Here is a 21,604-nt window from a genome sequence, read left to right on the forward strand (position 1 = left end):
CTACCTTGCTAAAATTGCACGTATTTTATTATTAAGCTCAGGCAATACTTGTTGCTCAAACCACTGATTTTTCTTTAGCCAGATATTATTGCGAGGGCTTGGGTGAGGAAGTGGCAAGTAATTTGGCCAATATTCACGCCACGATTTTACTAACTCAGTTAAGGGTAGCTGCTTAGTGTGAGGCAAATGATATGCCTGCGCGTACTTACCTAAGATAATGGTGAGCTCAATATTATTTAGTTGTGCTAAGAGCTTTTCACGCCATGCAATCGCGCACTCTTTTCTTGGCGGTAAATCACCTGATTTTCCTTTGCCCGGGTAACAAAAGCCCATCGGCAAGATAGCAAAATTGTGCTCATCGTAAAACTCATCGCTTGTTACACCAAGCCAAGAGCGAAGCCTTTGCCCGCTTGCATCATTAAAAGGTTTGCCACTTTCATGCACGTTAATTCCCGGTGCTTGACCAGCAATTAAAATGCGAGCCTGTGGATTAAACTGGATAACGGGCCGCGCTCCGAGTGGTAAATGAGGTTCGCAGATCACGCATTTACTAACTTGTTCTAATAATGATTGAGTACTCATGAGTTAGTAAAAATATGATCTATGCTTGTTTTGACCAAACTGCTAACTCGTTACCACTTGGCTCTGTGAAGTGAAACCGACAGCCTCCAGGAAAATCAAACAAGGGCTTAATAATTGTGCCGCCGTGTTTTTCTACCTGAGCTTGCGTCTCTTTAATATTATTTGAATAAAGCACCAGTAGCGCGCCGCCATTATTGGTTAAGCTAGCTAATGGGACTTGATAAAACCCGCCATCAAGCCCCGCAGATTCAGCGCTAAAGGCCGTGTATTCAGGGCCATAGTCGGTAAATTGCCATTTAAAAACCTGATGAAAAAATGCCTTTGTTGCGGCTAATTCTTTAGCAGCAAATTCAACATAATTTAAGCTATGGTGGTTCGACATGGTGTGCTCCTAATTTAAACTATTCTCAAGCGCCATAGCGCAGTGAAGAGCAGTACTATCAAGTAATGGAATCGATGTATCTGCTTGTTGAACTAATAAGGCTATTTCGGTGCAACCAAGAATAATGGCTTCAGCACCTTGCTGAGTTAGATTATCAATAATGGTTAAATACTCGGCTTTAGATTGTGGGCTGATAACGCCTTTACATAGTTCATCATAAATCACACGATGCACTGTTTCACGCCCCTGTGCATCAGGGATTAACACGTCTATGGCGAATTTATCTGCTAAACGCTGCTTGTAAAAGTCTTGTTCCATAGTGAACTGGGTACCCAACAAAGCCACTTTCTTAAAGTTATGTTGGATCAGGTTTTCACCAACTGCATCAGCAATGTGTAATAAAGGAATTGCAACCGCAGCTTGTACTTGCTTAGCTAGTTTATGCATCGTGTTGGTACAAATTAATAAATAATCCGCGCCCGCAGCTTCAACCTGCTTAGCGGCTTTAATGAGTATCTCCGCCATTTGCGGCCAATCTTGTTGCTGTTGAAGCATAGCTATTTCGGCAAAATCGAGGCTAACGAGTACTATCTTGGCACTATGCAGCCCCCCAAGTTTGTTTTTAATGCCTTGATTTAAAAGCTGGTAGTAACTTTGTGTAGACTCCCAACTCATGCCACCGATTAAGCCTATTGTTTTCATTGCAGCTCCCTTTTATTTACTTAACACCATATGATATTGCACAGAACAAAGCTAGCAGATCATTATTTTACTAACAGATCGACTTAGTTGGTTCAGTTTCACTATTTAATACGTGCATGCAAATGATAACTACTATCTTTTCTGTTTGTCGGCGATATAATACGGGGTTTTCTTCTCGTGTTATTTTTTAAGGGATTATCATGCATTCTCAATCATTAGATGCAGTGACTACCAATCGCCCTAAAAATACAGCTAAAAAGCGCTCTGTGAGCCTATCTTATCGTGTTGCTGTGTTTTTGCGTTTCGTTGCAGCCATCATTGGTGGTTACGCCTTTACCAGTGTGCTTATTTCATTACTAGCTGTGTTATTACCACTTAATAAACTCGACAGCGTGCTGTTAACCACGACTCTATCGGTATTTTTTTACTGTTGTGTGTTTATTTGGGTGTTTGCAGTTAAGTCTTTAAAGACTGTTTGGATCACTATTTTACTAACAACTGGTGGGCAATTGCTGGCCCTTTCATTGATTAAGGATTGGTTATGAAAGAGAGCTTTTTCCGCTCAATGACTTGGCTTCATACCTGGGTTGGCTTGCTGGTATGCTGGTTACTGTTCTTAATCTTTTTTGCTGGCACCATCAGCTTTTTTAAAGATGAAATCACTATTTGGGCTAAACCCGAAACACACAATGTGCAGCATCAAGCACAACGGGTTCAGTCTCAAGCTGAGCAAATTAATTATGTGTTTGCGCAATTACAGCAAAAGGCACCTAATTCATTATCTTGGCGGATAAACTTACCTGAGCCACGTAACCCTGTTTTAAGCTATGGGTTTGCTGAGCCTAAACAGCCAGGCCAGCGCCGAGCACCTTTCAACTACTCACATTTAGATCCTAATACCTTAGAGCAATTACCCGAACCTCGGGAAACTAAGGGGGGTAACTTTTTCTATCGCTTACACTTTGATTTACATTACATAGATGTATTTACTGCACGGATAATTGTTTGTTTAGCCTCATTATTTATGTTGGTAGCGCTTATAACAGGCATCGTGATCCACAAACGTATTTTTAAAGATATGTTTAGCTTTAGAGCAAACAAAGGCAGCCGAAGCTGGCTCGATGCACACAATGTTTCGTCAGTGCTGGCATTACCATTTCATATCATGATCACCTACACGGGTATTATTACACTGATTTTTATGCTGTTCCCCTACCCTGCCGAGACTGTATATGAAAATGGCTTAAGGCAAATGTTTGATGAGGCATTGCCTATTAATAAACGTGCAAAGCCCAGTGAAGAGCAGCGCCCTATGGTGGCAATCAAAGATGTGTTAGATCAGATTTATACTAAGTCACCGAATGCTGATATTAGCTACGTGTTTGTAAGAAATGCGAATACTGCTTCCTCACAAATCGTGGTTTATTTGGCAACCGGCAAAGAGGTTGTAGATAACGGACCACGCTACTTATTCAATGGTGTAACGGGCGAGCTTGAAGCGAGTTCTGGCGAAGATTGGAGCGCTTCGGCGCAGTTTTATGACTCAATGACGGCATTGCATAGCGGTCGTTTAGCGGAGCCGTTGCTGCGTTGGTTGTATTTTTTCTGTGGCGTAGCTGGCTGTGCCATGATCGCTACAGGCTGCATTATGTGGGCAAAACGCTTACGCGAGAGGCTCAAAGCAGAGCAAAAACCAAGCTTTGGTTTAAAGCTTGTTGAAAGTCTTAATTTAATAACTTTAATGGGCTTGCCGCTAGCAACTTCAGCGTTCTTCATTGCTAATCGTTTATTGCCTTTAGAGTTAGCTGGGCGTGCCGATAAAGAAATACTCGTGTTTTTCTTAACTTGGCTTGCGGTGGCGCTTTCGGCTGTGAGCAGTATAGAAAAACGCCATTGGCGCTATAATGCATGGCTCAATGCAATAGCTTGCTTTCTCGTGCCCGTGGTAAATGCACTGACAACAGATGGTAATTGGATCACGTATTTACTAACTAATCAATGGGCCTTATTCGGTGTTGATAGTGCGTTTATTTGTGCTGGCGTGTTGTTTTTACTACAAAGCAAAAAAATAGCTAGTCACAAAGCTGTTATTAACAAGACAAAACCAAGTAAAAATAGGGTGTTAAAGGAGCAACAAGGATGATGGAGTTACTGCAATTTAGTCTCTGCTTTTTAGGGTTTAATTGTTTTGCGCTGGCAAAATTCAATCATTTTCGTGATGTATTTAAAAAGAAATTAACCGAAAAACAACGAAATAGCTTTTTAGCCAGTGGCTGGATCAGTATTTTACTAAGTTTGGTACTTTGTGTGCTGTCTGATGCTGGGTACGGCGCATTGCTGTTTTGCGGCTATATGGCTTTAAGTGTGCTTATGCTCATGATTTTATACAGTTTTACTGTTTCATGGGTGAAGCATGTCAGTGTATTTACTATGTCTATTTTACTGTTGAGTGGCTTTTCGGTGATGATTTTGTAGTTTAGTTAGTAAAAAACTGATCTGATAGCAATTTGCAATAATGCTTAATTGATCAAATTTGTTAAAAAAATGGGTAGGCAATGCCTACCCTAGCAGGGGATTAAATTGGGGGATCACATGTTGCTTCAATTTAACGACGCTAAGTTTGCCTAGCATCCATTACAGTTGTGTTGCACATTCGTGATAGTTTAAAGACAGTTGTAAAGCCCCTTTACAAGCTATTATGGTCAACATAGATAAGTTCATCTGTTTTAAAGCCATATTCTTTTGCAGTGTTTATAAAGTCCTGCATTTGCTGTTTTGTCACGGTCGGTGTGCGCGACAAAAACCATAAATACTCTTTGTTATAACCTGTGATATAAGCGTATTGATAATTTTGCTTATCTAATTCAAACACCACGTAAGAGCTGTAAAATGGTCCAAAGAATGAGACTTCTAAGTGGCCTATGTTTTGTTCCTCTGCAAACTTCGCTTTACCTTCAGCTTGCTGCCATTCTTTATCTTCAGCGCTGTAACCCTTGTTGATAACCTTCACACTGCCATCTGGGTTAATTGAGTATTCGGCGGTAATGCCCTCAAGGCCGCGTTCAAATGAATGATCTAAACGTGCAATTTCGTACCATGTTCCTGTGTATCTGTTTAACTCAAAATTATCGACGGGTTTGATGTTGTCTGGCACGCCTGTACATGCAGATAAAATGACTGTGATACATAAAACCCCGATTAATTTTAATGATGTTTGCACGTTTTTACTCCCTTTAAAAATTAAACAAATTAATACGTTAATAGCACTAATTTAGTTCAATTACGGTAAACTATTAATGTCTAAAATTAAAGATTGAGAACAGCATGAAGATTTGGGTTGATGCAGACGCCTGCCCCGTCGTTATTAAAGAAATATTGTTTCGTGCCGCAGAGCGCACACAGACCTTTACCACATTAGTGGCGAACCATGCGATGCGAGTACCACCCTCAAAGTTTATTAGCCGTTTGCAGGTATCTTCGGGTTTTGATATTGCCGACAACGAAATCGTTAAACGTATTGAGCCGAATGATTTGGTGATCACCGGTGATATTCCCTTGGCTGCAGAAGTCATCGAAAAAGGCGCACAAGCGCTTAATCCGCGCGGTGAATTATATACGACCGAAAATATTCGCTCACGTTTAAACGTTCGTGATTTTATGGAAACAATGCGCTCAAGTGGTGTTGAAATGGCCGGTGGCCCACCGCCGTTAAGCCAAGCAGACCGCCAAAACTTTGCAAATAATCTTGATCGAATCCTAGCTAAACAGTTATGAGTGTCGTTAATAGTGCGCCACTGCAGGGTTTTGGTGATGATGCGTTTAAAGTCGCTGTTTATATAGAAAAGCGCCCGCCGATGCCTGCTTGGCAACAGCTTGATCATTTGCATGCAATGCAACCCGGCCAAATAAACGAAATAAACCAAGCATGTGGAAATGGTTGGCGCAAAGTTTTTAACGTGTATGGCAAAGTGCTGTTTGCACTACCAAGTGAATATTATGATTTTGCAAAAAGAGCATCTGATTGGCAGAGCTATCGCGATGAACAACTGCTGCAAGCACACAGCCAAACTACATTACTGTTTAGTCCGCCGATATTAGGCAAACCAGAGCAATTGCATATAATTGCAGGGCGAACACATGCTAAACAGCTTATAAATGACGGACTTTTGCATTGCCAATTAACTTGGCTTGATGATGAATTTGCTATTAGTAAATCAGATAAAGTGATTGTTTGCCCCTATTTTGATTATCGCCAGTTAAGTAATATTAAAATTGCACGACTTAGCCAGCTTGTTGCCGATATTTTTTCTTAGTTTCTAGTTTATTGCGTTATTGAGTTAGCAAACTAAGCTTTAAATACTGTAGAGCTTAATAGGAGTTTAGATGAAAACTCTGATCGAATTGTTAAAGTGTGAAAAATGGAGCTAAACCGATGTTTAAGCATTTACCAATAGTGAGTTTGTTTACAGCTAGCTCTGTTATGGCGAGTGCTGAACAATTGACTTTATATACTGAAGTGTTCCCACCCTATAATTTTGTGGAGCACAATCAGCTCACTGGTATTAACACCAAAATCATGGAATCTTTGTGCGAAAGAGCTAAGTTGAGCTGTACGTTTAGTGTATTGCCTTGGAAGCGCGCAATGTCACTAACCCTCGCCCAACCGAATGCAGGAATTTACTCTACTTCACGTACCGCAAAGCGAGAAACTCAATTTTACTGGGTTGGCCCTTTGGTATCTGGGCATTCATGTTTCTATCGTTTAAATGACCGAAACGACATTAAAGTAACGAGTACACAGTCGTTGCAAAACTACACCATTGGCGTATCTCGTGGTGATGTATATCAAACCGTTCTTGCTGATTTTAACCTTACTGAAGGCCAGCAATTTTTAACTTACTCAAAAAAGTTCGAAGAACTTAAAATGTTTAAGCAAGGCAAGCATGATTTACTGATTGGCTCCTCTCTCACTCTATCAACACAATTGATGAATGTAGGTATGAGCCCAGACCAAGTCACACCTGTATTTGAGTTAAAGCACCCTGCTTTAGTGGGTAATTATTTAGCACTTAACAAAAACACATCGCCGGAGGTAGTTACTAAGCTGCAACACGCCCTCGATACCATGAAGCAAGAAAACCTGATTGACCCTTTTGTTGATCAGTTTGTAGAAGAGGATAGGCACTCTCACGGCGAAGCATCCAAAGTATCAGAGCAGTGCTTAAATGGCTCTGCCATTTATTAAATTGGAGTGATTTTAGGTAAGTTAGCCGCTATTTTTCTTATTTTTGAAGTCAATCGCGATTTTTCGCGCTCGAACGCAAAGCCATTGCCTGATCTTAAATTGCTTTTTATAGTGACAAATAAAAAGGGCAAAAACTATGAAACCAACTCCACTCTTCAAAAGCTTAGTGCTAGCAGTATGCTTAGGCACAGCAGGTGCTGCTCAAGCTTACGATCGTATCACAGGCCATAACTTTGCTAGTCGTTCTGAAGTCATCGCACAATCAGGGATGGTTGCTACATCACAGCCGTTAGCTACGCAAGTAGGCTTACAAGTTTTAAAAGACGGCGGTAATGCTATTGATGCGGCTATTGCAGCAAATGCAGTACTAGGCCTAGTTGAACCAACAGGATGTGGAATTGGCGGCGATTTATTTGCCATTGTTTGGGATAACAAAAGCAAGCAACTTTACGGTTTAAATGCCTCTGGTCGTTCACCACAAAGCTTATCTTTTGATACTTTAAAAGCACAAGGTGACTACATTCCTGCTTATGGGCCATTGCCTGTGTCGGTACCGGGTGCTGTAGATGGTTGGTTTGAGTTACATAAAAAGTTTGGCAAAACACCAATGAAAGCCTTACTCCAACCTGCTATCGACTACGCTGAAAATGGCTTCCCTGTGTCTGAACTGATTGCCTATTACATGCAAAAAAGTGTGGCTGCGCGTGGTAAATACCCAGGCTTTAAAGATGTATATATGCCTGATGGGGCAATGCCAGAAAAAGGAGAGATCTTTAAGAACCCTGCCCTTGCAAACACCTATCGTAAAATTGCCAAAGGCGGCCGCGATGCTTTTTACAAAGGCGATATTGCTAAAGAAATAGGTCGCTACATGAAAGAGAACGGCGGCTATTTATCGTATGAAGATTTAGCTGTCCACCATAGTGAATGGGTTAAGCCTGTGAGAGCCGATTATAGAGGGTATACGCTTTGGGAGTTACCCCCAAATGGCCAAGGTATTGCCGCACAGCAAATTCTGAATATTCTTGAAGGTTACGATATCAAAGCTATGGGCTTTGATAGCCCAGAATACGTACACACCTTTGTTGAAGCGAAAAAGCTCGCGTTTGCAGATCGTGCAAAGTATTACGCCGATCCAGCATTTAACACCATTCCCGTACAAACACTTATTTCGCAGCAATATGCTGACCAAAGACGCAAACTGATAGACCCTAATAAAGCTGCAAAACGTGACCACGCAGGCCCAGTAGAAGGCGATACCATTTATATGACGACCGCCGACAAAGACGGCAACATGGTTTCGCTTATTCAAAGTAATTACCGTGGCATGGGCTCAGGTATGACACCTGCAAAATTAGGCTTTGTATTGCAAAACCGTGGCGAAATGTTCGCCCTTAAAAAAGGCCACATGAACCAATATGAGCCAGGCAAACGACCATTTCATACAATCATTCCAGCGTTTGTCACCAAAGATGGCAAGCCATATATGAGTTATGGCGTAATGGGCGGCGCAACACAGCCACAAATGCATGCTCAAATACTTATCAACATGATTGATTTTGGCATGAACCTACAAGAAGCCGGTGATGCACCACGTATTCTGCACACAGGTTCATCGCAGCCAACCGGCGAGATCATGGAAGACGGTGGTTTTGTTAGCTTAGAGTCAGGTTTTTCGATGGAAACCCGCCGTGAGTTAATGAAAAAAGGCCACACCTTACAAGACGCGGTTGGCCCATACGGTGGTTATCAAGCAATATTGAAAGACCCAAAAACCGGCGTTTATTACGGCGCATCTGAAACCCGTAAAGACGGACAGGCCGCGGGGTATTAGGCTATTGTAGGTTGGGTAGAGCGGAGCGAAACCCAACAAGCAAGCGAGTTTCAAGAGTAAAGTTAGCGAGCTTTGATGTAGTAGCGATTTCACATCGCGTAGGCGTGAAATTTATTTCACGCGATGGTTCATGGTTCGCTAACTCCCAACCACCTACCCTGCAAATAAGATCAAAATCAGCGTTAAGCCGTTTTTTCTGAATATCTTTAGTACCGATAAAAAATTTATAGTTAGCAATGCATTACGTTATTTGTTAGTAATAGGTTTATTAAATATTTGAGCGTGATGTCGGCAGAAAGGTGTGCGATGCGCGAACTATAAAATTGTTATGTTTGGTCTATAAAGGGTAAATTGTGAATAAACTTTTAGTATTATTTTTTGTCTTTCTATTTAGTAGCTCTGTGCTTTCAGAAGAAATGATAGAAGTTAAAGCACTTGATGGGAAAGTTTCAGTTTATGCTCCAAAAGATTTTGGGCCAATGCCCACTAGTATTCTTGATAAAAAATATCCTTCCTCAAGAAGACCATCAGAAGTATTAAGTGACAACACTGGTGGAGTTAGTTTAGCATTTAACTATACAAATAATGCTATGCAACCAAATCAAATCAATGAAGCTCACGGTGCAATATCGAAGATGTTTCATAACATGTACCCTTCAGCATCTTGGCTCAGAGATGAAGTTATTTTACAAAATGACCAGACATTTATGGTCATGGAGTTAATAACACCAGCAATGGATACGAAAATCCATAATATTATTTACGGAACATCTGTTGATGGCCGATTTCTGTTAGCAGCTTTCAATACTACCGCCGAGCAGTCAGGTAAGTGGCTACCTATCGGAAAACAAATAATGGCTTCAATGAAGGTAGTAAAATAAACATAACAAGTAACAGCAGCATAAAAAATCTAGCTACGCTCGACTTTTCCGGTGAGCAGAGCGTTAGTTTTCAAAGGAATTGAGATGGAATCCCTGAGCACGGCCAAACAAATTATCGACATATTTTCCGCTTTACTTAGCCCTGTTATTGCAATTTCCGTCGGCTTTATTGCATACCAGCAATGGAAACTAAATGTTGATAAAGAAAAGCGCGAAAGTAACTCAAATAAGCTTAAAATCTATATGGTCGTAAAAAGGTTTTTGCAGAGCGTCGATAACAAGCGTGTGGTCGATAAAAAACTATACGAAGAACTGCAAGAGTCAATTGCTTTAGCGGACTTTTATTTTGACGGGATTGTAACTGACTGGTTATTCCAAGTAGATTGTGACGCTTCATCTTGGTTAAATTTAACGCAGATTAATTCGCTACCAAATAGTGAAAAATTAAACCCTGAGTATGCCCGTAACCAAGAAGAGATTGAAAGGCTAATTGATAGCCTTCAACGTTTTCATTGTCAGTTATTTCAGGTGTTTAAAGATAGTATGATGTACTTGAAAACTAACAAGACGTTAAAGTAAAGAGACACAAAACTGCTGGCGAAATTCTCTTCGCTCATAATTTTAGCCAAGTATTATCTGCCCATTATACGGAGTTAGGTGCACTGGATGACGCAGCCAAAATCTATCCTTCTTTCATACATAATTTGCTTTGTGTGGTGTGTAATATTACCACTATTTTGGGTTGCGTCCTTTTCTGAAAGGATAGAGGTTGAGTATTTTGAAATCTTTTTATACTTCATCCCTGAGTTGTCTATTGCGACAGTCTTTATTTTCAGCCTAGTAGGGCTCTTTAAGTTGTACAAAGTAGCAGCAGCTTTAGCTTGTATTGCCGCTGTCTTAGGAATAATCGCCAAGTTTTTGCTTGGCAGTCCAACATTTGGTGGGATAGAAGTGGGCATTGTATTGTTATTAGTTTTGTCTTATCAGTTGTTTAATCAATCAAAACGAGCAAGTTCACCTAGAAAGCTGTTTAATAGAGGCAAATAAATAATAGGCTGATTTGGCTTTGCTAAGTTTTAGCTAACTATTAAACCTCCTGAATAGGGCGTTGGTATTCAAATCATGACTGTACGTTTTCTCACATTGTTGTTTATATTTCTCTCGGCAAATGTATTCGCGTGTTTTTCACCTATTGAGGGAGAGGAATATGATGCGTTAGTTGTAATGAACAAGATTGATAAAAATCATTACTCATATGAATTTCCTTCAGAAGCTCACGGATATAGAAATGACGGAATGGTTATATTAGCACTCTCTCAAAAGGAAATAGGTTCAATAATTGTTGATAGCCCTCACAAGGAAATATCCCCCAAAGAGGTGAATGGAAAAATGAAAGGTGAATTTTTCATCCCTGAAAATGAGAAAAATGGCTTCTTGATTGTTTCGTGAGCACCCAAAGACGAATGTTGTATGTGTGAGTTTTTGGCATACTCAAGTATGGTAAATAGAGAATGAATGCCTAAAAAGCAAATGAATTAAGATTCACATTTATTTTCATGCCATTTGCGGAGTAATTCGCCCGCCAGCACTTGGTTTACCTATTATTCGGGCGTTATTTTAAATGAGCTATGTGGGATCAAACAGATAATGGAGAAACCATCGGAACAACAGGTTCTGAAAATGGTGAAATAATTGTGGACGCGGAGCACTCCAAAGGCGCACGCCTAACTTTAGAAAAAGGTGGTGATATTGCACCATACTCTATAACAAGTGGGGTTTACGGTTCCTTTTTTCATACTACTTACTTATCAACCCTCGAAGAGAGTGTAAATGAAATAGAAGCAATGAAAGCTGAAATATCAGAATTCTTTAATACTGAAACTTCATCAGATGAAGAACATGATTGGATTTTAGAGTTTGTTAGTAGACATTAAAACCAACAAGTTCTAAAGAGGGGATTAGTTGGCTTTGCTTCTTCGTCGCCAATTATAGCCAGTTATTTTTTGCTTCTTAGTTGGGAGTTAGGTAACAGGAAATGGGAACTGAAATACTTGTATTGACTTACTTAACGACTCCATTGATATTTGTGATAAATATGGCCTTGTTGTTTAAAGGCAAATTCCCCAATTCAAAAGCTCTCGTGCTATTGCTCCTAAATGTTGTTTTCATGGGCTATTTTATCGTGACAGGACTATTCAGCGAGCACTTTATCCAAGCTTACTTCGTAGGCGGCTTTTTTCTCATTCCATTTCAAATTATAGCGTTATTAGTTGCTAAACTATTAAGCTCTAAAATCAGTAAGTTAAATGAGTTAAATAACATAAATCGCGCGAAATAAATTTCACGCCTACGCGATGTAACTTTACTCTTTCCCCTCGTAGCTCGCTAACTTGTTGGTTTCAATCTGAGAGCTGACGGCTGAAAGCTGACAGCTCACTTAACTAGCTAACTTGTTGGGTTTCGCTGCGCTCTACCCAACCTACGAGTTGACAGCTCTAGAACGTAGCTAACTCCCAACCACATACCCAGCAAAACCAAGCACTTTAAAGTACTGTTTAGGGGTGCTGAAGCGGGTTTCATTCATTAACTCTGAAAAACGAATGCGGTCTAATGGGTAAAACTCGTGCTCTAGGTTGTGGCGCATGCGTTCTACGCCGACTTCGGTTAGACCTAACTGCGAACATAGCTGTAGTTGAGATTCGCGCTCAAAAGCGGTTTCAGGGCGCATTAAATCGGCAATGTATAAGTTGCTCGATTTTTTAAGTTTGCTGTGAATCGCTTTTAACAGCGCTTTTTTATCGCCATTATCTTCAACAAAGTGCATTACTAGTAAACACAGTGCGGCGTCACATTGAGTGTCGATGTCGTTGATATCACCGCAGTGTACTGTTACGCGATCGCTAATGTTATGCTGGCCAAACTGTTGCTCGGCAATATCGAGCATGTCTTGCGAAATGTCTTGAGCAATAAATTGCCAGCTTGGTTTTAGCGCCGCTAATTCAATGATTTCTTTACCTGTTCCGGCACCAATCACTAAAATGCACGCTTCATCGCTCAGCGTGGCTGCAAGTTGTGCCGCGGTTGCTTGATGTAATAGCTCATAACCTGGAACTAGGCGCAAAATGCGTTCGTCGTAATGATTTGCTTCTTCGTGGTTAAAAGTTGGCATGCTAATCCTTTAAATAACTGAGATGGTCGAATAACCACCTGGTTTTTTCGCCACATGCACTTGCGTGGCAACGCGTTCGGTCATTTCTGATACGTGCGAAATAACCCCTACTTTGCGGCCTTGTGCTTGTAGTGAATCAAGAGCATCCATCGCGATGCTTAACGTTTCACTGTCCAACGTACCAAACCCTTCATCGATAAACAAAGAGTTTATTTGCACTTTATTCGACGACAACGAGGCAAGCCCTAGCGCCAGTGCTAACGATACCAAAAATGACTCACCGCCCGATAATGTATTAACAGAGCGCTGCTCATCGGCCATGTCTTTATCGATAATTGCGATATCGAGCGTTTGCCCTATGGCTGTTAATTTGTAGCGTTTATTTAGTGTCTGTAAGTGACTATTCGCGTAGTGCAGCAGTATTTTTAAGGTTTGCGTTTGCGCTAAATTACGCATGGTTTTGCCGCTGGCATCCCCTAAGACCTTATTGAGTAAATGCCAGTGATCATAGCTTTTTTGCTGCTCAACTAATAGCTTTTGTTTGTCTTCAAGTGCTTGGCTATTTTGTTGATGAGTTTTAAGCTCAGTCGCAACTTGCAATAGTGCATTATTCGCTTGTACTTGTTGCTCTGTGGCTTGATTAAGCTGTAATTGCAGCTCATCTTCACCGAGAACTGGCTTTTCTTTTTGGTGCTGAGCCAGCGCCTGCTGTCGCTGTTTTAAAAGAGCCTCAGCGTCTTTTAAGCTGCTCTCGGCGGTGTGGTAATCTGCCAGAGTTTGTTTAATTTCAGCGGGACTTATCGTTAATAGCTGACTAACTGCTTGCTCATCCAAACTTGGGTGCTGCGCTTTAAAATCGTTAAACCAAAGGCTAAATCGCTCATTAAGCGCCGCTTGCTCTGCGGTGAGTTCTTTTTCACGCTCGTCAAAATTGGCGATTTGAATGGCTTGTTCGTCACGCGCTTTTATCGCGTTACTATGGGTTGCTTGGGCAAGTTGCAGTGCCTGCTGCGCTGAATCTATCGCCTTTTCAAGCTCTGCTATAAATTCATCTACCGATATCGCTGCGTTACTAAATAAGCCCCCGCGCTTTGATTTTATCTGCGTTAGTTCGTTTTCAGTTTGGCTTAGTTGCTCGTTGCACTGAGATAAAGAGGTATGTGCTTCGTTAAGCTGCGGCGTTACATGTGCAAGGTGCTGCTCAATGGCTTTTAAGCTAGTTTTAAGCTCATCTGCCGTTTGCAGCGAAGCTTGATAAGCCTCAACGTGATCTGCAATGTTCTCTAAAGAAATGCTTTGTGTATTGAGTGCTTGCCACCATGGTGCACTGGCGAACTTTTGATTCAGTGTCGTGTAAAGCTGCTGATGCTCATCATTGAGCTCGTTTAAACGTGTTTGCTGATTATTCAGCTGTTGCTGTAATTCGTTTAATTGCTGCTCTTTGCTATGTAGCGCTTGCCCTTGCTGATTATAGTCAGTTTGCTTAACCGCAAGCGTGTTTTGCAGCTGCTGTTGCTGTTCAAGAGTTTTGTAGTATTGCTGTTTTTGCAGGCTGAGCTGTTGTTGACGCTCGTTTAACTGATCTTCGGTTAAATCATTTAGCTCAGTACGATTAGCCGCCATGGTTTCTTTGAGGCTCTGTTGTTGAGCGCTCAGTTCTGAGATTTGCCCAGTTAACGAGCTTATCTGTTGGCTGCATGCCGCCAGCTCATTACTTTTAGCTTGCTGTAATGCTTGCTGAGCTTTTAAGTGCTGTTTGGCGTTAGTTAGTTGGTTGGTAAAGTCGTTAATAAGTTGACTAAATTGCTCGTTAACCATTTCTTCATGCATAAAGGGGTGTTCTTTTGAGCCACATACTGCACACGGCTCCCCTGCCTTTAAAGTGGCGCGTAACTGGCTAACCCCTTCACTGGCTCTTAACTGCACTTGCTGTAAGTTTTGCTCACAAAACGAAACCTGCTGCTGTGCTTGCTCTGCACCTTGCTGCGCATCTTTTAATGCTGTTTGTAGTTGCTGCTCCGTTTGGCTTAAAGTGTTTAGCTGGGTTTGCCAATTTTTTAACTGCTGATGATTAGTTTGCCATACTTGGCGCTTTTCAATCAGGTGTTTAATCGCATCAAGCCTAGCGTCGATATCTGCCATTGATTGGGTGTTTAAACTCGATTTAAAGGCGGTATCTTGCTCATTTAGGCGCTTAATTTCTTGCTCAAGGGCTTGGTATTGAGTTTTACACTGCTGCGCAGCTGCTTGCTGCTCATCAATTTTAGGTTGAAGAGCTTTTACGTTTTGCTGTGATTGGCTAATTGTGTGCAGTTGCTGGCTAAAGCGGCTTAACTCACTTTTAAAGAATGACCAGTCTTTTGCTAATGGTTGCCATTGTGCGTGTGTTTCTAAATAGCTATTTATTTGCGCTTGTTGATCGAGCTGTTTTTGCTGCTCGGCTTTATGGCTATTTAGTGTATTAGTCAGCTCTTGATGATGGTGCTTAGCTTTCTCTGCTTGTACTTTTTGCGCGGCTGCTTGCTGGTTTAATACGGCAAGCTGCTTATCTAACTCACGGGCCTGGCTAATAATAGGTTGTGCGTCTTTTTGTGCTTGCTTTGCTTGGTTTAGTTGCGCGGATTGCTTTTCAAGCGTTTGCTCAGCGTCTTTGAGCAGTGTTTTATGATCAACGTTTAAAAGCTGCTCACGGTTTTTAATAAGTTGCCCATGTTGAGCAGTAATCGAAGTGACGCGTTCACGGTTATCTTTTATTTCTAAGCATTGCTGAGCTTGTTTCGCTTCAGTGGCTTTTTCAGCAAGCGCGTGCATTTGCTGCTGTAACTCTTGCTTTGCTTGCTCTGCCTGGTTTAGCTGTTGTTGCTGCTGAGATGCTTGCTTGTACCACCCTTGGTACTGTTCAAATTGTTTTATTTGCTTTTGCAACTCAGCAAGTTTAGCTTCAAGCGCTTTTTGTTCTGCTTGTTTCGTTTCGACCTGTTCAGGGCTTAAAACCTGATAATTACTTAAACTTAACTTTAACTGCTCTAATGCTTGCAGCTGCTCACGATGGCGTTCAAAAATTCGCTGACCAATACGGCTAAATTTATCGGTGCCTGTTAAGCATTCAAGTAGTTGCGCACGCTCATCTCCGGTCGCTTTTAAAAATGCCGCAAATTCATGTTGCGCAAGAAGGACTGCTCGTGAGAACTGCTCAAAGCTCAAACCGATAATACGCTCGATTTCTTTACCTGCCGCGCTTCGATCGGCGATTAGGGTTTCATCAGGTAAAGAGTGCAGGCTATGTTGTGCAGGTTGTAACTTGCCATCGGCTTTATTACGCGCTCGGCTAAAGCTTAACCTTGCTCGGTACTGTTGTTTATCTTGGCCAATAAAGTCGACTTCGGCATAGCCCTGCCCTGCCCCGCGGCGTAATAAGTTTCGCGAGTCATTGAGTTTGATATTGTCGCCGTTAAAGTCAATTTTATTGCCTGTATCGCCGCGTAACCTTGCTGTTTTGTTATAAAGTGCTAAGCAAATGGCATCGAGTAATGTGCTTTTACCGGCGCCGGTATCACCGGTGATGGCAAACAACCCTGCTTCTTTTAAAGGCGAAGCGCTAAAGTCGACTTCGGCGTCTAAGATAGAGGCTAGTTGGTGAACACGAATCGCTAAAATTTTCATAGTAGGTCCTCTGCATTCAATTCATCGATCACTTGGCTTAGTAAGCTTTCTAATTCTTTTGGCACCGCCTGCCCTGCCATATCTTTATTGTTTGCAAATGCTTGCTCTAAAAGTAAATGTGGATTTAGCGCTTCAATTTGCGAGACATCTTCAAATAGGGTTTGTTCATCGTCTTGCTGGTTGCTTTGCTGACGTACTCTTTCAATGCCACAAAACTTAACCTGCTTACCTTCAAGGGCTTGTTCTATTTGTTCTCTGAAAGTGGTGTCAGTGTCATGGGCGCTCAATTTAACCCGCAGATAGGGCGCTAAACCTTCATCTGTTAAATCGAGCTGCTTTATAAGCTCACAGAGTTCGTTCAGTGGCACACAGTCTTTTTCTGGTAGTAACATGACTTTACAGAAGCTAGGAATGTAAAGGGGGTTTACAGAAGTACCTGAGTCAGTAAGCTCGACTATTACAACTTGATGTTGGTAACGCCTTTCAGAAAATGACATCGGCATTGGCGTGCCACTGTAGCGAATGGTCTCTTTCTTCGCGACGGTTTGAGCCTTATGAAGATGCCCTAGTGCAACATAATCAGGCTGATCAGTAAATATGCTTGCCGATATCGCATCTTCACCACCAATCACTAAGTTACGCTCAGAATCAGATGAGATGTCTCCGCCTTTTGCATGCAGGTGGCCCATGGCAATTAATGGCGCGCTTGGTAATTCGCTTGCCGCTTGTAATGCATCTTTGTAAGCAAAGGCAACGGCTTGGTTGTAACTTAACGGTTGCTCTTGTTGACGGTTATAACTGCTTAAATCACTACTTCGTAAAAACGGCATAGCAACAACATTCGCATCGCCGTTTTTTGTGCTGATTGGCAGTACTACTTCATGAGGAGCATTACTATCAAAGCGGCCAACAACATGGGTATCAAACTGAGCCAATAAAGGTTTTGCCGCCATAATGCGATTTGCTGAATCATGGTTACCAGCAATAATCACTATGTGTAAGTCAGGGCAATGTTGCTTAGTGGTTTTAATAAATTGGTAGAGTTGATTTTCTGCGCTGGCAGGAGGTGTCGCCGTATGATAAATGTCACCCGCAACCAGTAGTAAGTCGATCTGTTCTGACACAAGCGTATCGGTTAACCAAGCTAGAAATGCTTGATGCTCATCGAATCGGGAGTGCTCGTAGAATTGTTGGCCTAAATGCCAATCAGATGTATGAAGGACTTTCATTAAACGCTCTTATTATTTATTAAGAGCGTCAATATACCTAAGCTGAGCCAAGATGCCCAGCCTGGTTTGTTAACTTAAGCTATACCAAGCAAAAACCACCATTGGCAAAGCTAACAATGCCATGATCATAGGTACTTTAAGCGCTTTAGTTTGCTTAGCTTGTAAAATCTTAAGGGCATTTGTTTCATTACATGCCGCTACTTTGTCGATATAAAAATACCCTGAATCTAGGTACTGTTTACAATTTTGTTCGTCCGCTGGAATTGCAATTAGTTCTTGTTGTTTTTTTAGGATATAGAAATCCATACGCTCACCGAATTCTATGCTGATTACCAAACATTTTGGGGATTAAAATGCATGCTGCGTAGACCCCAAAATCAAAAAAGTGGGCGATTTTAAATATAAATGGCAGTAAATTTCAATAGCAAATGCTACAAAAATTACTTAATTGCAAAAAATAATTATGGATAGGGTCAAAATAACCAAAGAAGATGACCAAATTAGCCATTTGTTAGCTCTTTTAATCTCTGGTTTTGTTCGTGATAGGGCGTCTGATTCATCACATGCATTGATGACCTCAACAAACTTAAAACCACGTTCTTGGTACTCGTTTAAGATTGATTCTTGCGCAGGAATGGCTGCTAAACGAGAGTCTTTTTTTACAATATAAAACTTCATCTAATCACCCTTTCATCATTAACTAGAATTTAAGTCGATTACCTTCTTTTTAACTGTAATGCTTTGGAATGAATTAGTGCTGAATTAAAATTAATCAGTTTTTGTAAACCCCCTTTACAAGATATTAATTAAAAAAAGCAACAATTAATCTTGATTAGTAATAACCGATGAATACTACCGGAAAAATACCGCAATTTATCGTGATAATGTTGCAACTTTGTTTTTAGTTTGCGATGTTACGGTTGCAAACTAATTACAGGATAAACAATGAAAAAAGCAGTTCTCAAATTGAGTGCTTTGGTATTGCCTTTAGCAGTATCTTCAGCTGTTATGGCGTCATCTGTTGAGCAAACTAAAGGCTCATTCGTTGACAAGTTCCGTCAGCTAGATGAAGCACTTCCAACTCCAAACGTATACCGTAGTGCGGCCGGTGAGCCTGCTGAAAATTATTGGCAACAGCAAGTAAACTACGACATCGATGTAAAGCTAGATGAAAAGAAACGTCGCTTAACAGCAAGCCAAACTATCGAATACAAAAATAACTCGCCGCACACCTTAAAGTATCTTTGGTTACAGCTAGACCAAAATATCTTTAAATCTGACTCAATTGCTGAAATGACATCTACTTTCAATGGTAAAACATTGCAAGGTGATCCTCAGCCAAAATCAACTAAATTGAGCTTAGGTCAGTTACGTCGTCAGCAATTTATGGCCGACAACGAGCTGGGTTATCAAATCGCCAATGTTAAAGACGAAGACGGAAAAGAGCTTAAAGTTACTGTAGTAGATACCTTAATGCGTATCGACTTAAACGAGCCGCTTAAACCGGGAAAAGACGTTGAGTTCAGCATGGACTTCGCCTTTAACATTGTTGAAGAAGACGCCGTTGGTGCACGTTCAGGTTATGAACACTTTGAAGAAGATGGTAACGATATCTTCTTATTAGCGCAATGGTTCCCTCGTCTTGCTGCATACACTGATTATGAAGCGTGGACTAACAAAGCTTTCTTAGGCAGCGGTGAGTTCACACTTGAGTTTGGTGATTACGATGTAGAAATTACAGTACCTGCTGACCATATCGTATCGGCAACGGGTCAACTTGATAACCCAAGCAGCGTTCTGACTAGCACACAGCGTAAGCGTCTTGAACAAGCTGAAGATGCTAAGCGCCCTGTTTTCATCGTGACTGAAGAAGAAGCGTTAGAAAACGAAAAAGAAGGCACAAACAAAACGAAAACATGGCATTTTAAAGCTGAAAATGTACGTGACTTTGCGTGGGCTTCTTCACGTAAGTTTATGTGGGATGCAAAAGGCTATCATCAAGGCGGTAAAGATCAGCCGTTAGTAATGGCGATGTCTTTTTACCCGAAAGAAGGTGGTGACCTTTGGAAGAAGTACTCTACTGAGTCAGTAGTTCATACAATGGAAGTGTATTCACGCTTCTCTTTTGACTACCCTTACCCAGTTGCTCAATCTGTAAATGGCCCTGTAGGCGGTATGGAATACCCTATGATCACCTTCAATGGCCCGCGTACAGATCTACAAGAAGATGGAACTCGTACCTACTCGCAAGCAGAAAAACGCTTCTTGATCGGTGTGGTTATCCATGAAATTGGCCACATTTACTTTCCTATGATCGTCAATTCTGATGAACGTCAATGGACGTGGATGGATGAAGGCCTTAACAGCTTCTTAGATGGTGTTGCTGGTCGCGAATGGGACCACACTATTCCTTGGGGTGTTGAGCCTCGCGACATCGTTGAGTATATGAAGTCTGAAAACCAAGTGCCTGTTATGACACAGTCAGACAGCGTATTACGTTTAGGCCCTAATGCTTATACTAAGCCTGCTGCTGCACTTAACATTTTACGTGAAGTGATCCTTGGCCGTGAGCTATTCGACTTTGCATTCAAAGAATATGCACAGCGTTGGAAATACAAGCGCCCTACTCCTGCTGATTTCTTCCGCACTATGGAAGAAGCGTCAGGTGTTGACCTTGATTGGTTCTGGCGTGGTTGGTTCTACACCACAGATCACGTTGATATTTCGCTAGACAAGGTTTATCAACTTCGTTTAGATACCAAAAACCCTGATATCGACTTTAATCGTTTACGTGATATCGAAGCTGACAAGCCAATGCCGTTATTCGTAAAACGTAATAAAGAAGAAGGTAAAAAACTGTGGGTTGAAGAAAACCCAGATGTAACTGACTTCTACGACGAAAACGACCGCTTCACAGTAACTAACAAAGAGCGTAACGCGTATAACAAATTCCTTAAAGGGTTAGAGCCTTGGGAGCGTAAAACGTTTGAACGTGCAATCAAAGAAGATAAAAACTACTACGTACTTGAGTTCTCAAACTTAGGTGGTTTAGTCATGCCTATCTTATTAGAGCTTACTTATGAAGATGGTACGAAAGAAGAGCAGTACATTCCGGCTGAAATCTGGCGTCGTAACCACAAGCATGTACAAAAGCTAATTGTTACAGAAAAAGGTAAAAACCTAGTGTCTGTTACAGTGGACCCTCGCTGGGAAACAGCGGATGTTGATGTAGAAAACAATAACTACCCGCGTCGTATTATTCCATCACGTATTGAAGTGTACAAACGTGAGAAGAGTAAAGCGAAAGTCAGCCGCGATATCATGCAAGATATTAAAACTGAGCTGAAAAAAGACGACGAAAATGATGCCCAGGAGCAACAATAATGCGCTTTATAGCCATTATTTTTGCTTTATTACTGAGTGCGCCAACCATGGCGCACCAGTTAAAAGCGTCTGTGACTACCGTGTTATTTAACAAACGCACCAACAATATTGAGCTGATGCATCGTTTTTATTTACATGATACAGAGCACGCCGTTGAATATTTGTTTGACGGCAATGCTGATATTTTATCAAATAAAGAAGATCAGAAGCGTTTTGCTGATTATGTTGAGTCACATATTGCTCTACAAACTTTAGATGGCAAGCCGCTTGAGCTTAAAGATGTGGGTGCGCAAGTTGATGGTAAATTCTTTTGGGTTTACCAAGAAGTCATGATCCCTGAGGGAATTCATGGTATTCGAATGAGCAACGGAGCACTTCGCGACCTATGGCCAACACAAGTGAATATGGTAAATATTGAGGGTAAAGGTAAGGTAAAAACGCTGACCTTTAGCCAAGATGATACTTGGCTTGAGGCTAGATTTGAGCCGGTCAATCCAGAGTAATAGCAGTCCTAAAGGATTAAAAAAGTTACT

General features: G+C 41.3%; 23 protein-coding genes. 14 read left to right on the forward strand and 9 right to left on the reverse strand.

Annotation, left to right across the window (positions count from 1 at the left end):
* From CWB80_RS01135 to CWB80_RS01145, 3 genes are read right to left on the reverse strand one after another with little or no spacing between them, the layout of a single operon-like run.
* Positions 1 to 582, reverse strand: a complete 582-nt coding sequence (locus CWB80_RS01135; protein ID WP_138599754.1) for a uracil-DNA glycosylase family protein — start codon at positions 580 to 582, stop codon at positions 1 to 3.
* 19 nt (positions 583 to 601) lie between these two features.
* The gene (locus CWB80_RS01140) at positions 602 to 964 is read right to left on the reverse strand and encodes a VOC family protein (protein ID WP_138599753.1); all 363 of its coding nucleotides are present in this window, start codon (positions 962 to 964) and stop codon (positions 602 to 604) included.
* Positions 965 to 973: 9 nt separating this feature from the next.
* A complete protein-coding gene (locus tag CWB80_RS01145; protein WP_138599752.1) occupies positions 974 to 1,666 on the reverse strand; it encodes an aspartate/glutamate racemase family protein in 693 nt (230 codons plus the stop codon).
* A gap of 200 nt (positions 1,667 to 1,866) precedes the next feature.
* Here CWB80_RS01145 and CWB80_RS01150 point away from each other — a divergent pair, with 200 nt between their 5' ends.
* The 3 genes from CWB80_RS01150 to CWB80_RS01160 are packed head-to-tail and all read left to right on the forward strand — an operon-like array spanning position 1,867 to position 4,141.
* Complete coding sequence (locus CWB80_RS01150) at positions 1,867 to 2,211, forward strand: hypothetical protein (RefSeq protein ID WP_206004023.1); 345 nt, start codon at positions 1,867 to 1,869, stop codon at positions 2,209 to 2,211.
* Positions 2,208 to 3,809: a PepSY-associated TM helix domain-containing protein gene (locus CWB80_RS01155; RefSeq protein ID WP_138599751.1), complete on the forward strand. Its 1,602-nt coding sequence runs from the start codon at positions 2,208 to 2,210 to the stop codon at positions 3,807 to 3,809. The genes CWB80_RS01150 and CWB80_RS01155 overlap by 4 nt, the downstream gene beginning before the upstream one ends.
* Positions 3,806 to 4,141: a DUF3325 domain-containing protein gene (locus CWB80_RS01160; protein ID WP_054553366.1), complete on the forward strand. Its 336-nt coding sequence runs from the start codon at positions 3,806 to 3,808 to the stop codon at positions 4,139 to 4,141. Before CWB80_RS01155 ends, CWB80_RS01160 begins: the two co-directional genes overlap by 4 nt.
* A gap of 211 nt (positions 4,142 to 4,352) precedes the next feature.
* On the opposite strand, the gene CWB80_RS01165 is transcribed toward CWB80_RS01160, so the two are convergent.
* On the reverse strand, positions 4,353 to 4,886 hold the full coding sequence (locus CWB80_RS01165; protein ID WP_054553367.1) for a lipocalin family protein: 534 nt from the start codon (positions 4,884 to 4,886) through the stop codon (positions 4,353 to 4,355).
* Positions 4,887 to 4,990: 104 nt separating this feature from the next.
* Here CWB80_RS01165 and CWB80_RS01170 point away from each other — a divergent pair, with 104 nt between their 5' ends.
* The 9 genes from CWB80_RS01170 (at position 4,991) to CWB80_RS01210 (ending at position 11,560) form a co-directional block, all read left to right on the forward strand.
* Entirely contained in the window at positions 4,991 to 5,440 is a 450-nt protein-coding gene (locus CWB80_RS01170; RefSeq protein WP_138599750.1) for a YaiI/YqxD family protein, read from the forward strand.
* Positions 5,437 to 5,979 (forward strand): DUF6942 family protein, encoded by a 543-nt coding sequence (locus CWB80_RS01175; protein ID WP_138599749.1) that lies wholly within the window; start codon positions 5,437 to 5,439, stop codon positions 5,977 to 5,979. Before CWB80_RS01170 ends, CWB80_RS01175 begins: the two co-directional genes overlap by 4 nt.
* Before the next feature lie 119 nt (positions 5,980 to 6,098).
* The gene (locus CWB80_RS01180; RefSeq protein ID WP_138599748.1) at positions 6,099 to 6,911 is read left to right on the forward strand and encodes a substrate-binding periplasmic protein; all 813 of its coding nucleotides are present in this window, start codon (positions 6,099 to 6,101) and stop codon (positions 6,909 to 6,911) included.
* A 136-nt stretch (positions 6,912 to 7,047) separates the two neighbouring features.
* Complete coding sequence (gene ggt, locus CWB80_RS01185) at positions 7,048 to 8,745, forward strand: gamma-glutamyltransferase (RefSeq protein WP_138599747.1); 1,698 nt, start codon at positions 7,048 to 7,050, stop codon at positions 8,743 to 8,745.
* 353 nt (positions 8,746 to 9,098) lie between these two features.
* A complete protein-coding gene (locus tag CWB80_RS01190; RefSeq protein ID WP_212751206.1) occupies positions 9,099 to 9,626 on the forward strand; it encodes a hypothetical protein in 528 nt (175 codons plus the stop codon).
* An 84-nt stretch (positions 9,627 to 9,710) separates the two neighbouring features.
* Positions 9,711 to 10,205 carry a hypothetical protein gene (locus CWB80_RS01195; protein WP_138599745.1) on the forward strand — a complete coding sequence of 165 codons (495 nt, stop codon included), beginning with the start codon at positions 9,711 to 9,713 and terminating at the stop codon, positions 10,203 to 10,205.
* Between the two features lie 87 nt (positions 10,206 to 10,292).
* Positions 10,293 to 10,673 (forward strand): hypothetical protein, encoded by a 381-nt coding sequence (locus CWB80_RS01200; RefSeq protein ID WP_138599744.1) that lies wholly within the window; start codon positions 10,293 to 10,295, stop codon positions 10,671 to 10,673.
* A gap of 75 nt (positions 10,674 to 10,748) precedes the next feature.
* Positions 10,749 to 11,075 carry a hypothetical protein gene (locus CWB80_RS01205; protein ID WP_138599743.1) on the forward strand — a complete coding sequence of 109 codons (327 nt, stop codon included), beginning with the start codon at positions 10,749 to 10,751 and terminating at the stop codon, positions 11,073 to 11,075.
* 179 nt (positions 11,076 to 11,254) lie between these two features.
* Positions 11,255 to 11,560, forward strand: a complete 306-nt coding sequence (locus tag CWB80_RS01210; protein ID WP_138599742.1) for a hypothetical protein — start codon at positions 11,255 to 11,257, stop codon at positions 11,558 to 11,560.
* Positions 11,561 to 12,132: 572 nt separating this feature from the next.
* Here CWB80_RS01210 and CWB80_RS01220 read toward each other — a convergent pair.
* From CWB80_RS01220 to CWB80_RS01240, 5 genes are all read right to left on the reverse strand, one after another.
* Complete coding sequence (locus CWB80_RS01220) at positions 12,133 to 12,795, reverse strand: class I SAM-dependent methyltransferase (protein WP_138599740.1); 663 nt, start codon at positions 12,793 to 12,795, stop codon at positions 12,133 to 12,135.
* Positions 12,796 to 12,804: 9 nt separating this feature from the next.
* Positions 12,805 to 16,458 carry an SbcC/MukB-like Walker B domain-containing protein gene (locus tag CWB80_RS01225; RefSeq protein ID WP_138599739.1) on the reverse strand — a complete coding sequence of 1,218 codons (3,654 nt, stop codon included), beginning with the start codon at positions 16,456 to 16,458 and terminating at the stop codon, positions 12,805 to 12,807.
* Positions 16,455 to 17,687 carry an exonuclease SbcCD subunit D C-terminal domain-containing protein gene (locus CWB80_RS01230; protein WP_138599738.1) on the reverse strand — a complete coding sequence of 411 codons (1,233 nt, stop codon included), beginning with the start codon at positions 17,685 to 17,687 and terminating at the stop codon, positions 16,455 to 16,457. Before CWB80_RS01230 ends, CWB80_RS01225 begins: the two co-directional genes overlap by 4 nt.
* A gap of 69 nt (positions 17,688 to 17,756) precedes the next feature.
* Positions 17,757 to 17,993 (reverse strand): hypothetical protein, encoded by a 237-nt coding sequence (locus CWB80_RS01235; protein ID WP_054553375.1) that lies wholly within the window; start codon positions 17,991 to 17,993, stop codon positions 17,757 to 17,759.
* Positions 17,994 to 18,131: 138 nt separating this feature from the next.
* Positions 18,132 to 18,365 (reverse strand): hypothetical protein, encoded by a 234-nt coding sequence (locus CWB80_RS01240; protein WP_054553376.1) that lies wholly within the window; start codon positions 18,363 to 18,365, stop codon positions 18,132 to 18,134.
* A gap of 267 nt (positions 18,366 to 18,632) precedes the next feature.
* Between CWB80_RS01240 and CWB80_RS01245 the strand changes: the two genes are divergently transcribed.
* Positions 18,633 to 21,071, forward strand: a complete 2,439-nt coding sequence (locus tag CWB80_RS01245; protein WP_054553377.1) for a M1 family metallopeptidase — start codon at positions 18,633 to 18,635, stop codon at positions 21,069 to 21,071.
* On the forward strand, positions 21,071 to 21,574 hold the full coding sequence (locus tag CWB80_RS01250) for a DUF6702 family protein (protein WP_054553378.1): 504 nt from the start codon (positions 21,071 to 21,073) through the stop codon (positions 21,572 to 21,574). Before CWB80_RS01245 ends, CWB80_RS01250 begins: the two co-directional genes overlap by 1 nt.
* Positions 21,575 to 21,604 lie beyond the last annotated feature (30 nt).

The sequence above is a fragment of the Pseudoalteromonas sp. S1650 genome (assembly GCF_005887195.1).
In the GTDB taxonomy this organism is placed as follows: Bacteria; Pseudomonadota; Gammaproteobacteria; order Enterobacterales; family Alteromonadaceae; genus Pseudoalteromonas; species Pseudoalteromonas simplex.

Excerpts from the sequence above, each read along its gene's own strand:
- CWB80_RS01135 (WP_138599754.1), bottom strand. The coding sequence starts at position 582 with ATGAGTACTCAATCATTATTAGAACAAGTTAGTAAATGCGTGATCTGC.
- CWB80_RS01140 (WP_138599753.1), bottom strand. The coding sequence starts at position 964 with ATGTCGAACCACCATAGCTTAAATTATGTTGAATTTGCTGCTAAAGAA.
- CWB80_RS01145 (WP_138599752.1), bottom strand. The coding sequence starts at position 1,666 with ATGAAAACAATAGGCTTAATCGGTGGCATGAGTTGGGAGTCTACACAA.
- CWB80_RS01150 (WP_206004023.1), top strand. The coding sequence starts at position 1,867 with ATGCATTCTCAATCATTAGATGCAGTGACTACCAATCGCCCTAAAAAT.
- CWB80_RS01155 (WP_138599751.1), top strand. The coding sequence starts at position 2,208 with ATGAAAGAGAGCTTTTTCCGCTCAATGACTTGGCTTCATACCTGGGTT.
- CWB80_RS01160 (WP_054553366.1), top strand. The coding sequence starts at position 3,806 with ATGATGGAGTTACTGCAATTTAGTCTCTGCTTTTTAGGGTTTAATTGT.
- CWB80_RS01170 (WP_138599750.1), top strand. The coding sequence starts at position 4,991 with ATGAAGATTTGGGTTGATGCAGACGCCTGCCCCGTCGTTATTAAAGAA.
- CWB80_RS01175 (WP_138599749.1), top strand. The coding sequence starts at position 5,437 with ATGAGTGTCGTTAATAGTGCGCCACTGCAGGGTTTTGGTGATGATGCG.
- CWB80_RS01180 (WP_138599748.1), top strand. The coding sequence starts at position 6,099 with ATGTTTAAGCATTTACCAATAGTGAGTTTGTTTACAGCTAGCTCTGTT.
- ggt (WP_138599747.1), top strand. The coding sequence starts at position 7,048 with ATGAAACCAACTCCACTCTTCAAAAGCTTAGTGCTAGCAGTATGCTTA.
- CWB80_RS01195 (WP_138599745.1), top strand. The coding sequence starts at position 9,711 with ATGGAATCCCTGAGCACGGCCAAACAAATTATCGACATATTTTCCGCT.
- CWB80_RS01200 (WP_138599744.1), top strand. The coding sequence starts at position 10,293 with ATGACGCAGCCAAAATCTATCCTTCTTTCATACATAATTTGCTTTGTG.
- CWB80_RS01205 (WP_138599743.1), top strand. The coding sequence starts at position 10,749 with ATGACTGTACGTTTTCTCACATTGTTGTTTATATTTCTCTCGGCAAAT.
- CWB80_RS01210 (WP_138599742.1), top strand. The coding sequence starts at position 11,255 with ATGTGGGATCAAACAGATAATGGAGAAACCATCGGAACAACAGGTTCT.
- CWB80_RS01220 (WP_138599740.1), bottom strand. The coding sequence starts at position 12,795 with ATGCCAACTTTTAACCACGAAGAAGCAAATCATTACGACGAACGCATT.
- CWB80_RS01225 (WP_138599739.1), bottom strand. The coding sequence starts at position 16,458 with ATGAAAATTTTAGCGATTCGTGTTCACCAACTAGCCTCTATCTTAGAC.
- CWB80_RS01230 (WP_138599738.1), bottom strand. The coding sequence starts at position 17,687 with ATGAAAGTCCTTCATACATCTGATTGGCATTTAGGCCAACAATTCTAC.
- CWB80_RS01235 (WP_054553375.1), bottom strand. The coding sequence starts at position 17,993 with ATGGATTTCTATATCCTAAAAAAACAACAAGAACTAATTGCAATTCCA.
- CWB80_RS01240 (WP_054553376.1), bottom strand. The coding sequence starts at position 18,365 with ATGAAGTTTTATATTGTAAAAAAAGACTCTCGTTTAGCAGCCATTCCT.
- CWB80_RS01245 (WP_054553377.1), top strand. The coding sequence starts at position 18,633 with ATGAAAAAAGCAGTTCTCAAATTGAGTGCTTTGGTATTGCCTTTAGCA.
- CWB80_RS01250 (WP_054553378.1), top strand. The coding sequence starts at position 21,071 with ATGCGCTTTATAGCCATTATTTTTGCTTTATTACTGAGTGCGCCAACC.